The sequence below is a fragment of the Enterococcus sp. DIV0240d genome, from assembly GCF_051711245.1.
Classification (GTDB): Bacteria; Bacillota; Bacilli; order Lactobacillales; family Enterococcaceae; genus Enterococcus_D; species Enterococcus_D casseliflavus.
The window spans coordinates 92,118-114,081 of record NZ_JBIOMG010000001.1 but is presented as its reverse complement, the minus strand read 5'-3'; the positions used below and the strand labels follow the sequence as shown (position 1 = coordinate 114,081).

General features: G+C 41.4%; 21 protein-coding genes and 1 pseudogene. 14 read left to right on the top strand and 8 right to left on the bottom strand.

Annotated features, from left to right (window positions below; genetic code table 11):
* Nucleotides 1–23: 23 nt before the first annotated feature.
* Genes IGJ25_RS00555 through IGJ25_RS00545 form a run of 3 tightly spaced genes read right to left on the bottom strand, consistent with a single transcriptional unit; the run spans nt 24 to nt 1,933 of the window.
* Nucleotides 24–1,139 (bottom strand): sodium ion-translocating decarboxylase subunit beta, encoded by a 1,116-nt coding sequence (locus IGJ25_RS00555; protein WP_010748903.1) that lies wholly within the window; start codon nt 1,137–1,139, stop codon nt 24–26.
* Between the two features lie 23 nt (nt 1,140–1,162).
* Complete coding sequence (locus IGJ25_RS00550; protein ID WP_005230471.1) at nt 1,163–1,576, bottom strand: acetyl-CoA carboxylase biotin carboxyl carrier protein subunit; 414 nt, start codon at nt 1,574–1,576, stop codon at nt 1,163–1,165.
* Between the two features lie 9 nt (nt 1,577–1,585).
* Nucleotides 1,586–1,933 (bottom strand): hypothetical protein, encoded by a 348-nt coding sequence (locus tag IGJ25_RS00545; RefSeq protein ID WP_010748905.1) that lies wholly within the window; start codon nt 1,931–1,933, stop codon nt 1,586–1,588.
* Nucleotides 1,934–2,364: 431 nt separating this feature from the next.
* On the opposite strand from IGJ25_RS00545, the gene IGJ25_RS00540 reads away from it, so the two are divergent.
* From IGJ25_RS00540 to citG, 3 genes are all read left to right on the top strand, one after another.
* Nucleotides 2,365–3,711 carry a CitMHS family transporter gene (locus IGJ25_RS00540; protein WP_010748906.1) on the top strand — a complete coding sequence of 449 codons (1,347 nt, stop codon included), beginning with the start codon at nt 2,365–2,367 and terminating at the stop codon, nt 3,709–3,711.
* Nucleotides 3,712–3,827: 116 nt separating this feature from the next.
* On the top strand, nt 3,828–4,523 hold the full coding sequence (locus tag IGJ25_RS00535; RefSeq protein WP_005230494.1) for a GntR family transcriptional regulator: 696 nt from the start codon (nt 3,828–3,830) through the stop codon (nt 4,521–4,523).
* Nucleotides 4,516–5,379: a triphosphoribosyl-dephospho-CoA synthase CitG gene (gene citG, locus IGJ25_RS00530; RefSeq protein WP_010748907.1), complete on the top strand. Its 864-nt coding sequence runs from the start codon at nt 4,516–4,518 to the stop codon at nt 5,377–5,379. Before IGJ25_RS00535 ends, citG begins: the two co-directional genes overlap by 8 nt.
* Here citG and IGJ25_RS00525 read toward each other — a convergent pair.
* A complete protein-coding gene (locus tag IGJ25_RS00525) occupies nt 5,356–6,072 on the bottom strand; it encodes a response regulator transcription factor (protein ID WP_005230498.1) in 717 nt (238 codons plus the stop codon). The genes citG and IGJ25_RS00525 overlap by 24 nt on opposite strands.
* Nucleotides 6,073–6,125: 53 nt before the next feature.
* Here IGJ25_RS00525 and IGJ25_RS00520 point away from each other — a divergent pair, with 53 nt between their 5' ends.
* Nucleotides 6,126–7,931: an ATP-binding protein gene (locus tag IGJ25_RS00520; RefSeq protein ID WP_225000783.1), complete on the top strand. Its 1,806-nt coding sequence runs from the start codon at nt 6,126–6,128 to the stop codon at nt 7,929–7,931.
* Between the two features lie 15 nt (nt 7,932–7,946).
* Here the strand turns inward: IGJ25_RS00520 and IGJ25_RS00515 are convergent, their stop codons facing one another.
* The gene (locus IGJ25_RS00515; RefSeq protein ID WP_074934197.1) at nt 7,947–8,366 is read right to left on the bottom strand and encodes a phosphate-starvation-inducible PsiE family protein; all 420 of its coding nucleotides are present in this window, start codon (nt 8,364–8,366) and stop codon (nt 7,947–7,949) included.
* 478 nt (nt 8,367–8,844) lie between these two features.
* Here IGJ25_RS00515 and IGJ25_RS00510 point away from each other — a divergent pair, with 478 nt between their 5' ends.
* Both IGJ25_RS00510 and IGJ25_RS00505 read left to right on the top strand, forming a co-directional pair.
* The gene (locus IGJ25_RS00510; RefSeq protein ID WP_081117099.1) at nt 8,845–10,368 is read left to right on the top strand and encodes a flavocytochrome c; all 1,524 of its coding nucleotides are present in this window, start codon (nt 8,845–8,847) and stop codon (nt 10,366–10,368) included.
* Between the two features lie 277 nt (nt 10,369–10,645).
* A complete protein-coding gene (locus IGJ25_RS00505; RefSeq protein ID WP_179135477.1) occupies nt 10,646–12,028 on the top strand; it encodes a lytic polysaccharide monooxygenase in 1,383 nt (460 codons plus the stop codon).
* A 180-nt stretch (nt 12,029–12,208) separates the two neighbouring features.
* Here IGJ25_RS00505 and IGJ25_RS00500 read toward each other — a convergent pair whose 3' ends face one another.
* On the bottom strand, nt 12,209–13,489 hold the full coding sequence (locus IGJ25_RS00500) for a 2-hydroxycarboxylate transporter family protein (RefSeq protein ID WP_005230514.1): 1,281 nt from the start codon (nt 13,487–13,489) through the stop codon (nt 12,209–12,211).
* 13 nt (nt 13,490–13,502) lie between these two features.
* A complete protein-coding gene (locus IGJ25_RS00495; protein WP_438779438.1) occupies nt 13,503–15,164 on the bottom strand; it encodes a malolactic enzyme in 1,662 nt (553 codons plus the stop codon).
* 116 nt (nt 15,165–15,280) lie between these two features.
* On the opposite strand from IGJ25_RS00495, the gene IGJ25_RS00490 reads away from it, so the two are divergent.
* The 5 genes and pseudogenes from IGJ25_RS00490 to IGJ25_RS00470 all read left to right on the top strand — a co-directional run bounded on the left by IGJ25_RS00490 (nt 15,281) and on the right by IGJ25_RS00470 (nt 20,015).
* On the top strand, nt 15,281–16,177 hold the full coding sequence (locus IGJ25_RS00490) for a LysR family transcriptional regulator (protein ID WP_081117096.1): 897 nt from the start codon (nt 15,281–15,283) through the stop codon (nt 16,175–16,177).
* A 280-nt stretch (nt 16,178–16,457) separates the two neighbouring features.
* Entirely contained in the window at nt 16,458–16,661 is a 204-nt protein-coding gene (locus tag IGJ25_RS00485; protein ID WP_081117095.1) for a hypothetical protein, read from the top strand.
* A 769-nt stretch (nt 16,662–17,430) separates the two neighbouring features.
* Nucleotides 17,431–17,949, top strand: coding sequence for a hypothetical protein (locus IGJ25_RS00480; protein WP_081117094.1), 519 nt, complete (start codon nt 17,431–17,433; stop codon nt 17,947–17,949).
* An 82-nt stretch (nt 17,950–18,031) separates the two neighbouring features.
* Nucleotides 18,032–18,658 (top strand): helix-turn-helix domain-containing protein, encoded by a 627-nt coding sequence (locus tag IGJ25_RS00475; RefSeq protein WP_225001480.1) that lies wholly within the window; start codon nt 18,032–18,034, stop codon nt 18,656–18,658.
* Between the two features lie 194 nt (nt 18,659–18,852).
* Nucleotides 18,853–20,015 (top strand): annotated as a pseudogene (locus IGJ25_RS00470) (IS3 family transposase).
* Nucleotides 20,016–20,397: 382 nt separating this feature from the next.
* Here IGJ25_RS00470 and IGJ25_RS00465 read toward each other — a convergent pair.
* Nucleotides 20,398–20,604: a hypothetical protein gene (locus IGJ25_RS00465; protein WP_225001140.1), complete on the bottom strand. Its 207-nt coding sequence runs from the start codon at nt 20,602–20,604 to the stop codon at nt 20,398–20,400.
* A gap of 176 nt (nt 20,605–20,780) precedes the next feature.
* Here IGJ25_RS00465 and IGJ25_RS00460 point away from each other — a divergent pair, with 176 nt between their 5' ends.
* The 3 genes from IGJ25_RS00460 to IGJ25_RS00450 all read left to right on the top strand — a co-directional run bounded on the left by IGJ25_RS00460 (nt 20,781) and on the right by IGJ25_RS00450 (nt 21,936).
* On the top strand, nt 20,781–21,029 hold the full coding sequence (locus tag IGJ25_RS00460; protein ID WP_015510558.1) for a hypothetical protein: 249 nt from the start codon (nt 20,781–20,783) through the stop codon (nt 21,027–21,029).
* Between the two features lie 134 nt (nt 21,030–21,163).
* Nucleotides 21,164–21,448: a hypothetical protein gene (locus IGJ25_RS00455; protein WP_225001141.1), complete on the top strand. Its 285-nt coding sequence runs from the start codon at nt 21,164–21,166 to the stop codon at nt 21,446–21,448.
* A gap of 116 nt (nt 21,449–21,564) precedes the next feature.
* The gene (locus tag IGJ25_RS00450) at nt 21,565–21,936 is read left to right on the top strand and encodes a hypothetical protein (protein ID WP_081117147.1); all 372 of its coding nucleotides are present in this window, start codon (nt 21,565–21,567) and stop codon (nt 21,934–21,936) included.
* Nucleotides 21,937–21,964: the final 28 nt, after the last annotated feature.

The window sequence follows — 21,964 nt, the reverse complement described above, 5'->3', positions numbered from 1 at the left end:
GTTTTCCTCTCCTTTCTAGTGACCTAAGCAATCAGTGCCAGCAGTAAGCCACCGGCGATGACCGAAGCAATCTGTCCTGAAACGTTGGCACCGGCTGCATGCATCAAAATAAAGTTTTGCGGATCTTCATCTGTCGCCATTTTTTGGATGACCCGACTAGACATTGGAAACGCAGAGATACCAGCGGCACCGATCATTGGATTGATTTTTTCTTTACGGAACAAGTTCAGCACTTTCGCAAACAACACGCCGCCGACCGAGTCCATCACGAAGGCAACCAGCCCTAAACCAATAACCATCAATGTATCGACTTGTAAGAATTCTTCATATTGCATTTTCACAGAAATTGATAAACCTAGGAGGATACTAATGATATTCACTAGTTCATTTTGAGCAGTGATGGACAAGCGATCCAAGACACCACATTCCCGCAAGAGATTCCCGAACATCAAAAATCCAACCAGTGGCAATGAAACAGGCGCAATCAACCCTGCTACGATCGAGATCACGATCGGGAACAAAATTTTGGCCGTTTGCGAAACTTCGCCGGCACGATACGACATACGAATTTTTCGTTCATGCTTGGTCGTCACTGCTTTGATGGCAACCGGTTGAATGATCGGTACTAGCGCCATGTAAGAGTAAGCTGCTACCATGATCGCACCCATATATTTCGAGTTCAGCGTATTTGCGACAAAAATCGAAGTCGGACCGTCAGCAGCGCCGATGATCCCGATGGAAGCTGCGTCGTTTAAATCAAAACCAAGCAACACGGCAACGATGATCGTAAAGAAGATCCCGAATTGCGCAGCAGCGCCAAACAACAAAAGAAATGGATTTTGCAGCAAGGGACCAAAATCGATCATCGCGCCAATCCCGATAAACAAAAGCAAGGGGAACAATTCAGTTGAGATCCCCATATCAAACAATACTTGGAACGGGCCAGCTTCTCCGCCAGCACTTAACACACCTGAGTTCGGGAAGTTCACTAACAACGTGCCCAATCCCATGGGTACTAATAAGGTCGGTTCATATTCTTTCTTGATCCCCAAATACATTAATAGACCACCGATGAACATCATAACGATCCGTCCCGGCTCCGATCCTAACCCGACTACACCTTCAATTAACGTTTCCACTACGTCACTTCCTTTTCAATAAATTAGCCGATCGTAATCAGCAGTTCTCCTGGGTTGACCATGTCGCCCGCATTGACTGCAATCGCAACCACGGTTCCTGCTTTTGGTGCCACGATCTCATTTTCCATCTTCATGGCTTCTAAAATCATCAACGACTGATTTTCTTGTACAGTATCACCTACATTGACCAAGAGACGTAAAATCGTTCCCGGCATCGGAGAATGAATCGGCTCGCCATCAGCAGGAAGCGTAGCTGGCGCTGGCTGCGGTGCTACTTCTGGTTCTGGTGTGCTGACTGCCTCTGGTTGAGCAGGTACCGCTGCGGGAGCCGGTGTTGGCACTGCTGGGGCAGGAGCGGTAGGTTGCGGCGCACCGATTTCTTCCATTTCGACAAGGTATTCTTGCCCATCGATCGCTATTTTAAATTTACGTAACATGTTTTTCCCTCACTTGTTTTCATTTTTTTTGGCTATTTTTTTGATTGTGAACTGAGAATCAGGCAGCTCTCCTGCGGCAATACTGGCAGCAATCAGGGCGACTCGCCTAAAATCAGGATTACGCTTCTCAATTCTTCGAATGACAAACTGACTTTCAGGGTAACATTCAGCCCCTAGTGCGGCGGCTATCAGACTGACTAATGGATAATCTTCTGCAGGCGCTGGCTGATAGCTCGACACTTCTTGCCAATCAGACGCGGGTGGATCCGTTATCATTTCCTGTGGCTTCAAAGGGGAGCTGACAGCCGCATCAGGTTCATCATGCGTTTTTTTGAACAATCTTTTAATAAGATTCATGGGTTTCTCCTTTCTCAATGATTCGTTCCCTTTCATTATAGAAACTCCCGTTCAATCAGCGAGATTTATTTCGGCTAAAAATTGTTTTTTCAGTGTTCCTTTTTTTAAAAAAGAGCGAAAAACCGAGATAAACGTTGATTTATCAAGGTTTTTATTGCGTTAATATTCTGTTAAGAACTTTTTAAACGAAAAATAAGATTTGAAAAGAGAAATTGTTTTTTTGCTGTTCTTTTTTTAAACGGGTCTTTTTTTCTATTTCTTGATTGTTTATTCTTAGACGTGTAAAGCATTCAATAACATTATTTCCTTTAATAAAAGAAAAAGATTCACAAACTAGTGACGCTTGTCGCTAACAAATTACGGGCCTGTAATTTTTTTAAAATGTTTTTTGATAACGCTTACACATTTCGATGCATGAAAGGAAGAAGAAAATGTTCTTAACGATTTTATCCTATGCTATGATTATTGTCTTCATGTTCGTCATCATGAAGAAAAAAATGTCACCCTTTACATCCTTAGTAATTATCCCATTACTATTTACCCTCGTTGCGATGGTTGCTGGTGTTTCAGAAAAAGGCAATATCGGTGATTTTGTCCTTGAGGGAATCTCCACCACAGCCAACACAGGGATCATGTTGCTGTTTGCGATTTTGTACTTTTCGATTATGTTGGATGCGGGATTGTTTGATCCAATCACGAAAAAAATGATTTATTTTGCTAAAGGCGATCCGATGAAAGTCTTGATGGCAACGGCAGTCGTTGCCGCTGCAGTCTCTTTGAACGGTGATGGAACGACCACGACCTTGATCTGTTGTTCTGCGTTTATTCCCATCTATAAGAAGTTGAATATGAAAATGATGAACCTTGGTGTCTTGATCATTTTGCAAAATACCATCATGAACTTGTTGCCATGGGGCGGACCAACTGCTCGGGCAATGGCCGTGCTGGAAGTCGATGCGGATATTCTTTCTTATCTGCTGCCAGGAATGATCTTGTCTTTGCTCTATGTGGTTTTCTTTGTGGCTCGCAGAATGGGGATCCAAGAACGGAAACGTTTAGGGGTTACCGAGCTGACGAATGATGAGATTTTAGAAATGACAACTGTGACTGATCCTGATACATTAGCGATCCGCCGTCCGAAAAACTTTGTCTTCAACGGTATCTTAACAATCGTCTTGATTGGCTGGTTAGTAGCAAGCTCCTTTATCTCTAGTATCGCTTTACCGCCAATCTTGTTATTCCTTGTAGGTACGTGTATTGCATTGATGGTCAACTACCCAATCTTGAAAGACCAGTCGTCACGGATCGGTGCCAACGGCGGCGACGCTGTGCAAGTCGTAATTTTAGTTTTTGCAGCAGGCGTCTTCATGGGCTTGTTCCAAGGCTCAGGGATGGCAACGGCTTTGGCGAATAGCTTCACGCAAATCATCCCTAAACAATTGGCTGGTTTCTGGGGATTAGTCATTGCCCTGATTTCTGCACCTGGGACCTTCTTTATTTCCAATGACGGATTTTACTTTGGGGTCCTGCCAGTCTTAGCAGAAGCAGGTCGTTCGTATGGTTTTACCAATATGCAGATGGCCTTGGCGTCCTTAATGGGCCAAGCGTTCCACTTGTTAAGTCCATTGGTTGCCTTCATCTACTTGCTGTTGCGCTTGACGGGCTTAGATATGGGGCAATGGCAAAAAGAAGCGGCGAAATACGCACTGGGGATTTTCGTGATCTTCGTCGTTACGATCGTGCTATTAGGTCACATGCCGTTTTATATTCCACAGTAATTTCATACAGAAACTATCGAGCAGGCTGCCATTTTGCTCGGTAGTTTTCCTTGTTTATCGATAAACTTATTTTTTCCCAAAAATCTCATTTGTTTTTAGTATGATAGGAGTAAATCATGAATCCAATTATTGATGCAGTAAATAAAAATCTGGATCTGACCAAAAATAAACCATTAAAAGATTTGATCTATGAAGCATTCAAAAAAACCATCATTTTAGGAGATATTCCCGCAGGCTCTCGCATCAATGAGAAAGAATTTTCCGATACGCTAAATATCAGCCGAACCCCGATTCGTTACGCCATGACTCAGCTCGTGGCTGAAAAACTGGTGGAGCATGTGCCAAAAATCGGCATCGTCGTAAAAGGGATCAGTATCAAAGATGCTTATGAGATTTACGATATCCGCAAATCATTGGATACGTTAGCGACCATCAAAGCGATGGACTTGATGACTGAGGAAGATTTCCAGGAGATGCGCTGCTTGTTAGAACATGGCGAACAGCTGAATCGTGAGGATGATGTGGATGGGGTCTTGAAAAACTTTTCGGACTTCAATGCGTTTATTTACGAAAAAAGTCAAATGCTGCGGTTAAAAAGTATCGTGCTAGATCTGCAAGCGTACCTCGTGTATTTTCGTGACATTGCGATTCGCTCTTCTAGAAGAAGGGATGCGGCATTGGCGGAACATTGGCTGATTTATCGCGGCATGAGAACCAATGACACGGAACAGATCACGTTGTTGACCCATGAACATTTGGATCACTCCCTGCAATTTATTCTTGCTGAAATGGAGCGAAGAAAAATTGACTGATTCCCGTCTTTTTATCGCCAGCAGCTATGCAGTCAATGCGCTGCATTATGAGGTAGCGTTAGCACCCAAGCCTGGTTTAGTAGATCCTTGCTCCTCTGGTGCGCATCAGGACATGAATGTGTTTACCTTTATCAACAGTATCACTTGTTTGGCGCCTTTTTTTCAGCGCTATAGCCAAGCGGGCTTTGCCCATACAGGCTCGCTGATCCAGCTGTTTGACCAGTTACGTGGGATCGGTCAAGAAGCAGAAACAGCGATGCTTCGGGCAACCAAAGGCATCAATACCCACAAAGGGGCGAACTTTTCCTTTGCAGTTTTGTTGGGGGCGACAGGAGTCTATTATCAACAAAATGGCAAGGCGGAGCTGATGGCTGAAGATACCAATCAGATCCTGCAGCTTGCCGCTGATATCTGCCAGCATTTGGTCAAGCAAGACCTGCAGCAAATCACCCACAAAGACCAATTGTCTTATGGGGAAAAAAATTATTTGACCTACGGCACGATGGGGATTCGTGGAGAAGCTGCAGCTGGGTATCCAACGGTCAAAAAACTGCTGGAGTACTTGCGGCAGCAACCGCAAAAAACCTCCGTTTCCTTGTTGCGCGGGTTAGTCTATCTAATGAGTGAAACCGAAGACAGCAACCTCGTCCATCGAGGAGGTTACGAGGCGATGAAGACGGTACAGCAGGAGATGCAAAAAATTCACCAAGCCAATCTGTCAGATACAGACTTGCTTCGTGAATTAACGATCTATGATCAAGTATTGATTGCACGCCATTTGAGTCCCGGCGGCTCGGCGGATCTTTTAGCCTTGGCGCTTTATTTCTTGCAGCTAGAAGGCGTCTCCTTCTGGTAAAAAGGTATAGCCGATCCCCCAAACGGTTTTTAAAAAGCGGGCGTGCTTCGGCTCATCTTCAATTTTGTTTCGCAGATGATTGATAAAAACCATCACGGTATTGGCATCGAATTGGCCATCTTGCCAGACATTGCTGTAAATCTGTTCTTTCGAGAACACTTGATCTGGATTTTCCATGAAAAAGCGCATCAGCATGATTTCTTTTGAAGACAACTTGATGGGCTGATCATTTTTGAAAAACTGATAGCGTTTTTGGTCAAAACGAAACATGCCGCTGCACAGATCGCCTTCCGGTTTGGCGATCCCTTTTTCTCGCAGCACGTTGCGGCGATCAAGAATCGAAACGATTTGTGCTTTTAAGAGTGCCGGTGAAAAAGGCTTCGTAATGTAGTGATCGGCGCCAATCTCATAGCCGTTGATCATGTCTTTTTCGTCACTTTTTCCGCTCAAAAAAACGATCGGCACCGTGGGGTTTTCTTCCCGAATCAGTTGTGCCAAATGATAGCCGTCATTTTCATGCTCTAAACTGATATCCAGTAAAAAAAGATCAAAGCTGACACGAGAGTTGATCGCAATCGTTTTTTCAACGGAATCGGTCTGGTAGATCAAAATACCCGTCGACTGTAAAGATTTCCAAATCAGCCGCCGAATGGCAGGGTCATCATCAACGATTAAAATTTTTTCATCTCGCAAAATATCCGCCTCCTGTATCAATAGTATTATAGTAAATATGAAAGGGGTTTACAATGAAACCGCCATCAAAGTTTTGGCTGTATTTAAGTGTGGTCGCTACCTTATTCATTACACTGATTGGACTTATTTTTACCTTTACAAGTTATAAAAGCGCACAAAGACAAGCTGAAACCGTCGGGTTGCGGCAGTTGGAAACGGTCAATCAAGCGGCGATCAAGCTGATCAGCCGCAGTATCGAATCGTACCACATGGCTCTTACCAATTATGCCGATGACCACCTCGAAGGCGCCGCCTTGGTTGATTTGCAGCGCCCCTTAACGTTACCAGTGATCAATTCTGCGAACAATGCCATGGTCGGATTGTTTTTGATCGACCAACAAGGTCAGGTCATCGCCCAAAATACCGCAACGGCGGTCAATAAACCAGAAGACCCGCCGGTGCAAGAATTGTTATTCAAAGACCCATCCTTAGACAAAGTATTGGCAGGACGGCAGGTACAAAATGGGCAAGTCTATTTTGATGGCAAGCAGGCCTATCTAAATGTGTATCAGTCCTTAACCCTTGACGACAAAGAAGCGATTCTTGTGATGCCTTTGAATCTACAGCGCATGTACCATCATGAATTTACCACCGATCGCAATGTCTCCGGCTATACGATGGTCAAAAACGCCGAGATGCGGATCGTTATGCACCCATCGGACGAACAAATTGGTTTTTCCATCGTTGAAAGCCGCAAAAAAGAATTTCCAGAGCTGGATTTCACCGATCTTGAGCGCTTGGAGCAAGAACAAATCGACAATGAAGCAGGCACCTCCGTCTATTATTCTTATTGGTGGAACGAAGAAACACTGCAAAAAGTGCTGAAATTGGCTGCTTATCAATGGATCACCATCGGCGACAGTCGGCTGATCGTCGCTAGCAATGCCGATTTTTTGGAGCAAAGCGGTCTCTTTTTACAAGACAACTTAATTTTGATCGGCCTACTAGGTTTGTTGTTTGTCATTATGATTTTATTGACGATCCTGATCAAAAACTACATGAAACGCAATCAAGCCTATGTCGAAAACCAAGCATTGAAAGAACGACAACGGCTGTTAAAAGAAAAGCACGAGATCGAAAAAAACATTTTGCAAGAATCAAAACTGGAAACCATTGGCTTATTAACGACCTCGATCGTCCATGACCTAAACAACTTTTTGACGCCCATGATTGGTCATCTACAATTACTGATCGAGGAAAACCAACACGATGAAGTCTTGGTGGAGGACTTGCAAGAAGTCTGCAAAGCAGCAGAAAAAGGCAAAGAGTTATCTAGCAATGTGCTGCGTTTTTCGAAACTCGAAAGTGCCGATAAAACTGTGCAGTCGATCGCTACTACCTTGACAGAAGCCATCGATACTATGCGTGCGCTGCTGCCAAAAGCCTTTTCCCTTACGTATGATATCCAAGAAGTAGGATATGCCGTCTACGAGAAGATCGATCTGCAAGTCATCATTTACAATTTGTTGATGAATGTGTACCAAGCAAATGCCGATTGCAGCATTCGCTTGAGCCGCACTTCGACAGAAAGCGCCACCTTTCTGTTTCGTAAGCAAGCTTTCTCCGCGCAACAGGAGTTTGCTTTGATCGAAATCGCCGACAACGGTCCCGGCATACCAGAAGCGATCCAAGAAAAAATCTTTACCCGCTTTTTCACGACCAAGAGTGCCACTGGCGGTACTGGTCTAGGACTCTTCACTGTCTCTTCGATCGTGGAAAAAAACGATTGGCTGATTGATGTTACAAGTACGCCTAAAGGAACCACCTTTTATATTGGTATCCCTCTAACTGATCCCGAAAAAGCCGCTGAAACCAACTGATCCAATGGGATGGTTTCAGTGGTCTTTTTCCTGGGTATGTTGGAAGGCATTGATTTTTTGCAGGACTAGCAAGACGAGTACCAAAACAAAGATCGCTAAAGCAAAAAATAGGGCATCGTTCGCCATACCTTGCGTCAACAATAACTCGCGCAAAATCGCAGTAATGCTGATCAGAATCAAGTAACGGACGGGAATGTGATGTCCATCCTTCATATACCGCAGCAACATCAAAATGATTTCTAATAAAATGAATAACGTGGCAATTTCTTCAATCAAAAAGGACAGGTGAGGCGCTTCACTTAAGGGAAAGAGCGTCGTGCTGATCATAAAAATCGCTTTTCCCATAAAAATCAAGACGACAACGACTAAGATCGCCAACATGCTATCAATGCAAATACTGATCACTCGCTCGAACATTCGGGTCAATTTTTCCATTCGCCACTCCATTTCTGCTTTTTCTTTTATTATACAAAAGAAGGCGTAGAACAAAGGGAAAAGAACAGAGAAAGAACAATCGCGGCCATATCTTTTTGACCGCAAGCTTAACGGTCCTTCTATGGGCATGTCTTTTGTGATAGCTTTCAATAGCAGAAAGTAGCGAGAAAAATATATTATCTTTTTTCGGAAAAATTAGAAAACAATGAGAATAGATAGTTAAAATATACACAAATTATTACGGGACACTTAGTTTCTTTTTTTGTTACAATGGTTAAATAAAATAGAACGCTGTTGAAATGTTGCTTAAACAATGTTTTTATCGCTATCGAATAGAAAAATAGTCCGATCGCAAGATGTTTATCGTTGTTAATAAAGTAACAAGTTGGGCGGAGTTCGCAAGAAAAATGCTGCTTTTCTTATCGTATATGACGGGGATCAGTGAGGAGAAAAGAGCAAGAAAAACGGAGGGAAACAAATGAAAAAAAGTGGATGGTCAAAATGGGTGATTGGGGCAGCCTCATTATTGTTGCTTAGTGCATGTGGCGCCGATGGCGGAACAAAAGCCAGCAGCAGTGCGGCAAGCTCTTCTTCAGAAAGTGAAGTCACTTCAGGTGCTTCCCAACAAGAGTATACCGATCCAGCAGAGTTAAAAGATCAATATGATATCGTCATCGTTGGTGCTGGCGGTGCAGGGATGGCAGCAGCCTTGTCGGCTAAAGATGCTGGAATGAATCCAGTCATTTTAGAAAAAATGCCGATCGCAGGCGGAAATACCTTGAAATCTTCTGGCGGAATGAACGCATCAGAAACCAAATTCCAAGAAGCCCAAGGCATTGAAGATTCCAATGAACTATTTTTTGAAGATACCCTAAAAGGCGGTAAAGGAACCAACGATCAAGAATTGCTGCATTATTTAGTGGATAACTCTGCTTCAGCGATTGATTGGTTGGATTCAATGGGGATCACTTTAGACAATATCAGCTATAGCGGCGGTGCCAGTGTGAAACGGATCCATCGTCCTCACGACGGTTCAGCAGTCGGTAGGTATTTGGTGGATGGCCTATTGAGAAACATTCATGAGCAAGAAATTCCTTTGTTTGTAAATGCTGATGTGACAAAAATCAATGAAACAGACGGCAAAGTCACTGGCGTCAACGTGAAAATCAATGGCGAAGAAAAAGAAATCGCTGGTGATGCGGTCGTTGTTACTACTGGTGGTTTTGGCTCAAACAAAGAACTGATCGAAAAATACCGTCCAGATCTGAAAGGCTATGTCAGCACGACTTCTGAAGGTAGTACAGGCGATGGTATCAAGATGATCGAAGAATTAGGCGGCGCAACGGTTGATATGGATCAAATCCAAGTCCATCCAACAGTAGTTCAAGATACAGGCATGTTGATCAGTGAAACCGTTCGTGGAGAAGGCGCCATCTTGGTGAACCAACAAGGGGAACGTTTCTACAATGAATTAGAAACCCGCGACAATGTTTCAGCTGCTATCACGGATCTGCCAGAAAGCTATGCCTACTTGATTTTTGACAATGCGTTAGCAGGTAGAGCCAAACAAGTCGATTACTACAAAGAACAAGGTGTAGTGGTAGAAGCCGACACCATCGAAGCCTTAGCTGAAAAAATCGATGTCGATCCAGCAACCTTGAAGAAAACCTTAGATACATGGAACCAAGCAGTGGCAGACAAAGCCGACAAAGATTTCGGTCGTGAAACGGCGATGGACTATGATCTGACGGAAGGGCCATTCTATGCGATTCAAATCGCACCTGGGATCCACCATACAATGGGCGGCGTCAAAATCAATACGAAGACCCAAGTATTGAAAGAAGATGGCACACCAATCACTGGCTTGTATGCAGCAGGTGAAGTGACCGGCGGTATCCACGGACAAAATCGAATCGGCGGCAATGCTGTAGCCGACATTATGGTCTTTGGTCGCCAAGCAGGCGCACAATCCTCTGACTATTTGAAAGAAAACGGGAAATAAGCGGCTGCTTTTTCCTAAAAAAGACCGTATATAAAGAAAGAAACTTGGAACGAATCCTCTTAAGCGATTAGGAGGAGATTCGTTTCAAGTTTTTTTGTATTTCTCACTGAAAGGACGGGAAACTAGTCATTATAATATTATAATGATTTGATAATTTATAATTCACATATAAACAGAATGTTTATGTCAGTAGGGTTTGCTTTTCAATGAATCGGAATCAAGGAATAAACGGATAGGATTGGTTTATTCGATGATAAAAAATTTTAGGAGGCAGAGTATGAAAAACGCATTGGTAAAATGGTCGGTCGGGGTGGCAATCTTACTTGGAGGGACCTTGTTCTTCACGGGGAAACAAGTATTTGCTCATGGTTATGTGGAATCACCGGTCAGTCGGGGCTATCAAGGGTCTTTGGATCGCAATACGTTAGGGTGGAGCGCTGCGTTTGAAAAATATGGCAATGTCATTTCAAACCCACAATCATTGGAAACCAAAAAAGGCTTTCCAGAAGCAGGACCAGTAGATGGTCGTATCGCTTCAGCAGATGGTGGACTCGGACAAATCGGGGACTTTGTTCTTGATGAACAAGGAACCAATCGTTGGACCAAACAAGACATCAATCAAGGACCATTGCGGGTCAATTGGCATTATACAGCGCCGCACAAGACCACAAAATGGCATTACTATATCACGAAACCAGGATGGGATCAAAACGCGCCACTTTCAAGAGATAGCTTGGAATTGATCGCTACTGTAAATCACGATGGTTCGGCTGCCAGCAATAGTCCAAGCCATACCATTACCATTCCAGAAAATCGTCTCGGTTACCATGTCATTTTAGCGGTCTGGGATGTTGCCGATACGCCAAATGCCTTTTATAACGTAATCGATGTTAACGTTTCTGGTTCAACGGTCATTCCTGAAAAACCAGTAGTACCAGCAAATGTCCGCTCAGAAAGAGTGACTAGCAGCACGGTGGCTTTAGCATGGAACGGTCAAACCGATGCGAAAGAATACAACGTGTATCGTGATGGTGCCTTAGTGGCAACGACTACTGAGCCAACCTTTACCGACACGCAATTAAAAGCCAACACAACCTATAACTATCAAGTAGAGGCAGTCGGCTTTACGGCGTTAGTTTCAGAAAAAAGTGCTGCAGTGAAAGTGACTACCGCAGCAGACAATCAAGTCGAAACCCCTTCGACACCAGGCAACCTACACCAAATGAGCGTGACAGACAGCAGCGTGTCCTTAATGTGGCAAGCATCGACTCATACAAATGGGATCGCTGGATATGACGTTTACCGCAATGGCGTCAAAATCGCTACAGCCACAGGAACAACCTATGAAGACACGAATCTAGCAGCGGACACGACCTACAATTACCAAATCAAAGCAATCAGTAAAACGGGCGAACAATCTGCTTTTAGTAACCAGCTGAGCGTGAAAACCAATGCCAAAGAAGAAACGGAAACACCTGGAGGCGGGGAGTCAGAATACCGTGTGTGGAAACTAGGTACTTTCTCTGCACCAGAAGTGTATACAAGCGGTGAAATCGTGAGCCATAAAGGCAGCAACTATGTCGTGATCAACACCCACTCAAATTACGGGGACACCACTTGGTCTCCTGATCAAGCACCAACCTTGTTTCAGAAGCTGTAACCCCTGAATGAATCAGTAACGCAAGAGCAGTGCGGTGGCACTGCTCTTTTTGACTCTTTTATGAGGAAATGATTGAACCTTTGTTTGATTCGTGCAACCAATTGGACGAATTCGTTTGAGGAATGCAAAAACAGGTGCTGCTATGCATCATGCGTAGCAGCACCTGTTTTTTGCTTTAGATCAAGAATAGAAGAAACGGATCAAGATCCCACCTAAAATCAGCACGATTGCACCGCATAAACGGTTGGCCATTTGGGCAAAAGCAATCATTTCCATTCTATCAGAGGCAGACAATACAGCGATATTGCCTGTTCCCCCCATGGAGTTGTTGATCATACCGGCGCCAATTGCGGTTTCAACGGGATACATCCCCAATACCATCCCGAAGAACCAGCTGGCAGCCCCCATAGATACGACACTGGTTAGGCAAAGCACGACAAATTGCCAAGTAAAGGCAGAAGCCAATGTTGACAGATCGATCAATGCCAAACCAATCCCCGCCAAGACCGCGTGGGTCAAATTCGTCATCACAACATTGTTGAACATCACCACAGAATCTTCGAGTTTCTTAGGGACAATGTTCAAGGCTTTTAGAATAAAGACAATCACGATCATAAAGGCATACTCGTGAATTTTAGGGAAAAAGTCGCTTAAAATCGCACCAACGACCAACAGTGAGAAGGAAAAGAGCATCCCGACCCCGATTTGTTGGGCATCAAGTGTTATTTTTGGTTTTTCTAATTCTTCTTTCGTGGCATTGATCAGTGTACCATGGCCATTGTATTTGGTTTTAGCAAAGGCCTTTGCGATAAATAAAGCACCAATAATGGCAAGAATATTCCCGAAAGTAACAGCTGGCGCTAATTGAGAAAAGATGGCGGCTTGATTGCCGTTTGCCAAGCCATCGGCATAAATTTGTGAAAGTGGGGTGATTCCCGCTCCCATCCCGCCAGACATCATTGGTAGAGACACATACATCACCGAATCAGCGAATCCATTGCCTAGCAGCATACCGACAAGGCCGACGGAGAAAAAGCCTACTACCATAGTGATCAAAGCAACGGGAATGAATTTCGTAGAAGCTTTCACCAACAAATTACGGTTCATACCTAAAATCGAGCCGCAAATCAAAGCGGCAATATAGAAATCAAGAAAGCCAAAACCGCCCCCCATGAAGTCACTGACCGCGTCAATGACTTTCGTGGGTACGAGATGGAAGGAGGCTAAAAGGGTGGCACCAAGCAGGGTAAAAACTGACCCACCGCCAAGATAAGAATTCATGATCGGGAGTTTTTCCCCAATGAAATACAGCAGGTGTCCTAAGGCAACCAGTAAAATGGTGATCCCAACCATATTTAATGGCAATTTGTCTAAGGCAATCGCACTGAATATGACAACCATGAAAAAGAGATACAAGGGAAGACTAATTCCCGAAATCGTCATCGTTTTTAATTTATTCATTTTTCAGACCTTCCTAGTATGTTGGATACCATTTAAGATTTTGGACAGCTTTTGCCATATCGGTTTCTTGCGCTTGGGCTAACCCTTGTTCTTTGGCTTTGTTGGCAACTGCTTCAGCCACTTTGATAGAAACGTCCGCAACGTATTCAAATGGTGGAAGAACAGGTGCACCGGGTTGGCTCAAATCAACCAAACCACTTAATGAGTGAGCAGCGGCACCAATCATTTCATCGGTCAAGAGAGAGGCTTCTGAAGCCAACATACCTAACCCTAGACCAGGATAGATCAAGGCGTTGTTTGCTTGGCCGATTTGGTAGTCGACCCCTTTGTATTGGATCGTTCCTGAAGGGACACCGGTTGCCACAAAGGCTTTTCCATCAGACCATTCGATCACTTGTTCAGCTGTTGCTTCTAATTTTTTGGTTGGATTCGAGATAGGGAAAATCACTGGACGAGCAGTGTTTTCACACATCGCTTCCACAACTTCTTTGGTAAAGGCACCGGCATTGGTGGAGGTACCGACCAAAATCGTTGGTTTTGCGACTTTAATGACATTGATCAATTGCGTCATATCGCCAGCATTGGCAAAGTCAGCCCGTTTTTTGGCAAATGGTTTTTGTGCAGGAGTCAAATCGGACATATCATCAAACAAAAGCCCTTGTTTGTCAACCATAAAGAAATGATTGTAGGCTTCTTCTTCTGAAAGACCTTCGCTGACCATTTCCGCATGGACTCGACTGGCAATCCCAGCACCAGCGGAACCACCGCCATAACATAAGTAGATTTGATCCGTTAATTTTTCACCTGTAATATCCAGTGCACCGAAGATACCACCCAGCACAACGATTCCCGTTCCTTGGATGTCATCGTTAAAAGTTGGAATCGATTGTTTGTATTTGTCCAAAATCGTTGCAGCATTTGAACGGCCAAAGTCTTCCCAATGCAAGTAAAGTTTAGGGAACAATGATTCTGCCGTTTGAACAAATTGGTCGATGAATTGGTAGTAGGCGTCACCGTAAACACGTTCTTGCCGATTGCCTAGATACAAATGATCCTCTAACAATTCTTTACGGTTCGTGCCAGCATCGATCACGATTGGTAAAACAGAAGCAGGGTCGATCCCAGCAGCTGCGGTATAAATCATCAATTTACCGACAGAAATATCGACACCTTGGACACCCCAGTCACCAATCCCAAGAATCCCTTCAGCGTCAGTGGCTACGATCAAGCGAATGTCCCGATCGTCAGCGGCATTTTTCAACGTTTCTTCGATGTTTTCTGGATGATTGATATCTAAGTATGCTGCATATTGAGGATCAACGAATAGGCGGCTGTAATTTTCAATGGTATCAGCAATCGTTGGATCGTAGACGATCGGATTGAATTCAACGATATGTTGGTTGAACAAATAGTAGAACAATGTCCGATTGGTATTAAAGATTTCCATTAAAAAGTGACGTTTTTCTATGTCTGATTCTTTGGTGACATATTGCAAATAGGCTTGTTCTGCTTGTTCTTCGATCGTTTGCACGTGAGGGGGCAATAAACCGATCAACCCTAGTTCTTTTCGTTCTTCTTGTGTAAACGCGGTTCCTTTGTTTAAAAATGGGTTATTTAAAATGTCATGTGCTTTCATTATGTTCCTCCAATGGATATATTTTGAGTACTCGTTCATTTCCATTAGCTACTTTAATCCTTGCATGGAATTATAGTCAACTATCGGTGGTATAATAAAAATTATTTATAACAAAACCGATGCGAGCTTGAATCGGCTAAGGGAGAAATCAGACGATGAATATACGAGATTTAGAATACTTTAAAGCTTTGGCAGAGATGCTTTCTTTTACGCAAGTGGCGCATAAATTTGCTGTCAGTCAACCAACCGTCAGCTACGCTGTCAAACGCTTGGAAGAGCATTATGGCTGTGATTTGATCGCTCGAGAAGCCTCTCATCGCTCCATTTCATTGACCACGGAAGGAGAAATTTTGAAGGCTCATGCACAGTATATCTTAGATGAATTTTTGACCTTGGACCGAGCCATCGACCATGCCAAAAACAACCGGACCCACATCGGTTTGCCGCCGATCATTCGTTCCAAAGTCTTTTCAAAACTCTTAGACGAAAAAGAGATCATCCGCTTTATTTCGAATTTCCACTTAGTATCTGGGGGATCCAATGAATTGCTTTCGAAACTATTATCAGGAAAAATCGATTTTAGCTTGCTGGGCAGTGTCAATCCCCTCGTCCACCCGAATCTGCAGGTGAAGTTGCTGCACCAACAAGAGTTTTTTATCTTTGTGTCAAAAGAAAACCCATTGGCAGAAAAAAAGGAAATCTCATTCGAAGAAGCTGCCGAATATCCCTTTATCCTATTGGAAAAAGGCTATACCCATATGCGCGCCTTTCAGAATTTAAGTGAGAAATCAAAGAAGAAGCCAGAAGTTCCCTTTTATTTTTCAGACGTTCAGACAATTGGTCAGTTGGTCAGTTCCAATATCGGCATTACCTTGATGACGGAATTTCCCGTGTTTCAAGAAAAGGAAGGCTTAGTGAAAATACCATTGGTCCCTGAAGATAAGGAAATCTTTTATATTCAATATGCCTATTTAAAGAGTGCGATGTTGAATCAAGAAGTCCAGAAGTTGATTAGGATCTTGGATGAGCTGCCTTGGGAGGATGAAGGGTGAGGAATGGGGATCTCTTGAGGTAAGGTCAGAGAAAAATGGTGTCGGTATGTGTTCTTGAGCTGCTGAAATAAAAGGGATCTTTCAACGTGGAAAAAACAAATGGATGGTTCCTTTAAACGATGAAACGAGAAAAAAATCTCTTTACTTAGACCGTTCTTACCGCATGAAAAAAATGCTAAAAACCTTGATAAATCTCGGTTTTTAGCGTGGGTTTTTGGTATAATAAGGATACAGTAAAGTTTGTGACGGTGGCTATCTTTTGAAAGTGAGGTGGTGCATTATGAATGTACTATCGAAATCTGAAGAAAGGAGTAGCTTTTTGCAAGATGTGGATATAATCGGCATTTTGTTAGCAATAGCGCCTGTTTTGTTAGCCTTCATTGGTTTAATCGAAGCATGTGTGAAACTAGCAGATACGATTATAAACACTCGTTCTTCTAAGCATAGAAGCAAGAAGAAACGAAAAAAGAATGCAAAAAAATAACCGTCCTCTTTAGCCAGGCGACGATTATTTTTTAAAAAGTAATTAAATCTGGCCACCGTCTTAAACGGTGCTGTAGGGGAGTTGTTTGCGCAACTCCTCTTTACACAATAATTATAGCAAGATTTCGGTGAGATATCAATCATTGACGCTACAGACGTGCTATTGCACGTCTATTTTTTTGTCCTCCTAAGTGGTGGGTAGCAACGATTGGTCGCTTTGGTGTATCACTTGTTTACCAATCAAGATTTCTATGGGTTCGAAGATGGTAAGAGGTACAATATTTCTCCATTTGAAGTATTTTCTGGTGTTGATGAAGTTGGTTACCAGTTGATCAAGAAAGTGATCCATCGTAGACTACAGGTTTATTCATTCGTCTTAATTATTGTGTTCAGAAACACGTAACAAAATCTATGTTCAGTTATTCTGTCGGTATTAAGTTGTGGTAAAATTTACGATGAAATCGATCAGCCTATAAATCAAGAGGATTACCAGAATACTGACCTTTTATTTTCAAGGGATTATTAAAATAGTTAACCTTATCGTGCAAAAGCAAAAAAAGATAGATCGAAGATGTTGGTGTAAAAGTTGAATCTTTAGAAGAGTGGATCCCCCCATGAAAAGAAGAGGGGCAAAAAAATAGAAAGGTGAATACGGTAGAATAGCATGTTTTCAGGGATGTAACATGATAATTGCGTGCCTATTTTGTCGCACACAATGTATAATCCTACTTGACTGATATAGTAATCAGAAAAAATAGGAGATGATTATTGTGAGAAAAATTGTTTTAGGGATTGCAGCTGTTCTATCTTTGTTTATTGGGGGGATAGGAGCTTCAGCTGAAGAATCAGAGATTTGGGCTTCTGAAGGAATTGAAATTATTAGTGATGTTGAAACGGATGCCAATTTAAGCGATCAACCAATTGAAAATGTTGGTATAACTATCCCTGGGTTGACTAGAGGAGCTAATGTGCCAAGTAGCAATTGGAATATAGCCTCCAAAGGTAAATATTCCCTTAGTGGAAGTAGTGATCGAGGGGGATATGTGTATTCTTCTTATACATTCAAAGGAAAGACTTCTTATACTGTATCGATTAGTAATACAGGAAAAAATGTTATAGATATAAAGTGTAAAAATAGTAGTACAACGTATATTTCTTTTTCTGTTAAAGCAGGGAAAAGCCGAACAGTAACTTGGAATGGAATTAAATCTAGTACAACTTGGTATGCTCAATTTTACAATGGTAACTTGATAAACAATTCTTACTCGTTTACAGGTACAATAAAATAATTAGAGCAATTTATGTTTTACAAAATCAATTGTTAAATGGCAATTGCTAAACAAATGAACCCTTGGAGGATAAACTTTATTTATGGAAATCGGAAAAATGTTACGCCAAAAGAGAACTGATTTAAATTTAACACAAGAAGACATTGTGAAGCAGTTTAATGTTACACGTCAAACTGTTTCTCGTTGGGAAAATGAATTATCTTATCCCAATATAGATACTCTTGTAGAACTTAGCATTTTTTTTGAATTTTCCTTAGATGAAATTTTACGAGGTGATTCAGTAATGGTAAAGGATTTTGCACAAAAGGTTAATATGTCAAAAAAATACAAAGGATGGAAAATAGCGACACTTTGTTTAATCGTATTAATTTCTATATTTGTATTAAACTATTTTTCTCCCTCAATGGATATTGGTAACGGCGATGTAGATTCTGTTACTGTTACTAAATCAAAGGATCACACAAATGTTGAGGTTCAATTGAGTCTCAATGTATTTGAACAACCTGAAGTCTGGGAATATTATCCGGATCTAGAGGATGGAAAGGGGATTATTGAAGTTTCGAAAAGGATTCAGCTACAAGCTATTTTTAATCCAAAGAAGAGAGTGAATTTAGAAATTCCTAATGATTTTCTATCTGATAAGCAAACCATCAAAATTAAAAACACGAATTATATTATCGATTTAGAAACAGGAACTGTAACTAACTAATTCTCTCGTTGAGTATTACTTAACGAACATATAGTGCACGTGAGAGTATCCAGGTAATGTCAACCTAAGAAAATCTTCCCCTTATTTAATAGAGTGTATTGTAAACCCGAAGTTTGTTTTGGATAGGCTACAATTAACTAGACAGAAAAATTAAGGTGTGTAGACTAGAAGAAAACATACCAGGAGGAATTTTTATGTCTAAGAGAACACGAAGAACTTTTTCACAAGAATTCAAGCAACAAATCGTCAATCTTTACTTAGCTGGAAAGCCACGTGTAGAAATCATTCGAGAATATGAACTAACGGCTTCAGCATTTGACAAATGGGTAAAGCAATCTAAAACGAGTGGTTCATTCAAAGGAAAAGATAATCTTACGCCTGAACAAAAAGAATTGTTAGAACTACGTAAAAGAAACCAGCAATTAGAAATGGAAAATGGTATTTTAAAGCAAGCAGCGCTGATATTCGGACGAAGAGACAAGTAATCGATGCGAATAAGCATCTTTACCCTATATCAGCGATGTGCAGAATATTAGGTCTATCACGTCAGTCCTATTATTATCAATCAAAACCAAAGAAAGACGAATCAGAACTTGAAGAAGTAGTCGCTGAAGAATTTATCCGCAGCCGAAAGGCCTACGGCTCAAGAAAAATAAAAAAAGCCTTATCAAAACGAGGCATTCGGATCAGCCGACGATAAATTAGTAGAATCATGAAAAATAGAGGATTAAAATCGAGCTATACTGTTGCTTATTTTAAAGTACATCATTCTACTTGCAATGAAGCCAAAACGACAAACGTATTGAATCGTAAATTCTTAAGAGACAACCCATTAGAAGCGATCGTAACAGACTTGACTTATGTACGAGTCGGGAAAAAATGGAATTATATCTGTTTCATTTTGGATCTGTTCAATCGAGAAATTCTCGGCTATTCTTGTGGAGAACATAAAGATGCCGTTCTAGTAAAAAAAGCATTTAGCCGTATCAAACAACCTCTGACAGAGGTTGAGATTTTTCATACTGATCGTGGAAAAGAGTTTGATAACCAAGCTATTGATGAATTATTAACAACTTTTGACATCAATCGATCATTGAGTCATAAAGGCTGTCCTTTTGATAATGCCGTAGCTGAATCAACTTATAAGTCGTTGAAAGTAGAATTTGTCTATCAATACACATTTGAAACCTTACAACAATTGGATTTGGAGTTATTTGACTATGTCAATTGGTGGAACCACCTTCGGTTGCACGGTACACTTGGCTACGAGACACCGGTTGGTTACCGTAACCAGAGATTGGCGCAGCGAATCCTTGATAATGAGCTCGGATGTGCTAACGCTAGCGAGGCAGTCTAACTTTAACTGTTAGCTCCTGCCGAAGATCGTCACATCCGAGGAGGCTCATTGTCAAGGACAATCGGAATAGCATACGGAAGGAAGTTCTGCACCTTATAAAATTTGTCAAAAAAACTGTTGCCATTCCATCAACTCTACCAGCACATCAGCGGTTTCCTGTGGGTGGCTGATTGGAAAATGATGACCCAATGGCAGATCGACTATTTTAGTCGTTTCTCTTGGCGGTAAATAGCTTTTATCCTCAGTTCCCCATATGATCGGAATTGAAGGGTCATTTCTTTTAACAACCGATTTAGTTGAAGTGTTGTGTTGACTATCCGTGAAGAACGAACACTCTTCTTCACTCTTTTTAAATATTCACTAGAAGAGGCTGCTTCGTCTATCAGCAGTTTTTTTTTGTGAAATAGGCGAGTAATTGTCGTTCAGATGCATGTCTTAAAGCTAATTTACTGAGCCATGTTGCAGGGACCGAATCGGTTTTGTGAATAGGTGGTTGTAAAAGAATCAGTTGATCGTTCTCTGAAAAGAAGCGCTGTTCAGCGGCTGTTTCGATCACTTTGTTTTTATTTGAACGTTTATAATTTGCCATAATAGAACTACATAGTACTAATTGAGTCTTGTCAATTTTTTGTTGACCGATTGATTCATTTTCTTTTTATTGTTGTAAAATTAATGTTAAAAAATAATTTAAGGTTCTTTTTTTAATGGTCGGCATATATAATAAGAACATACAGTAAGAAAATGTATGCTAAAAAGAGGACTCTTATGAAAAAATTTGCAATTGGCTGTTTTGGGATCAGCCTTTTTATGACGATCGTTGGCCTTTTTTTACAGACGATTTTGATCCCTATTCAAGATTTTGACACAATCAGCAAAGAAGAACTTAAGAATATCCAACTTGATCTTGCTATTAATTATCCATTAGGAACTGGTATGCTCTATGTCGGGCTTCCTTTGTTAGTATGCTCGAGTGGTTATTTGGTTTTTTGTTATTTTAGAGATAGGAAGAACTGAAGCTTATCTTGAAAAAATGCTTAAGAGGAACGCAATATAATATGATGTACGTTTGTATTTAAATGAAAAGGTAACTATTGTTTGTTTGGATCTGTAATGTTTGAGGAAATACTAACTAATTAAGGAAGTGCTTTATGAAAATAAATGATGTTTTGCATAGACGCCAGTATACGATTAATTTATCTTCTAATACTCCACTGCTTGCTTTAGCTTCTTTAAGTAATATGGGGGTCTGGAGTAATCCAAAAGAGAAACATTATATATTGACTTTGACACACAATGACGATCCCATTAACGATTCTTCTATGTTTGAGAAAATTTTTAAGGAGCGTACTGGATTACAGTCAAAAGATGTTATATATGAAGCAAAACATGGACCGATGACCCTACAACGTGCTGTTGATTCGACTTGGTTTTGAAAATATAGAGTTTTTTGAATAGATGCAATAGCACAATGCATGAAATCATGGTATTGAGATTATTTTGAAGGAATTGAAAATAATGAATTTTTTTAAGGAAGCAGGTCTGAATAGCTATGAACAATCACGAAAAGAATCGAAAACAACATTCAATTAGCAATCTATCTAGTAATTCCTTTAACGTAATGAATACAAAATCTGATCCTTCACAAACTGGATCACCAATACCTTTTCAAAATGGCGACTTTTCATCAGTTGATCGAAACGTTCATTCTTCAAAAACAGTCGCTGAACTGCTTTGTTTCTATTTAGCAGGTAGTATTATTGCGGCAATTGGATGTTATTTGTATATTAAGCTGCCCTTATTTGCTAATTTACTGGAGAATACGATTTTATCTTTTGCTATTACTTTTGGGATTATCATCCTAAGCTTTGTTTTGTCTCATTTTATAACGAAAGTACTTACTGCTCATAACAGAAATAAATGACCAATATGAAATGAATTGTGAGGATAAA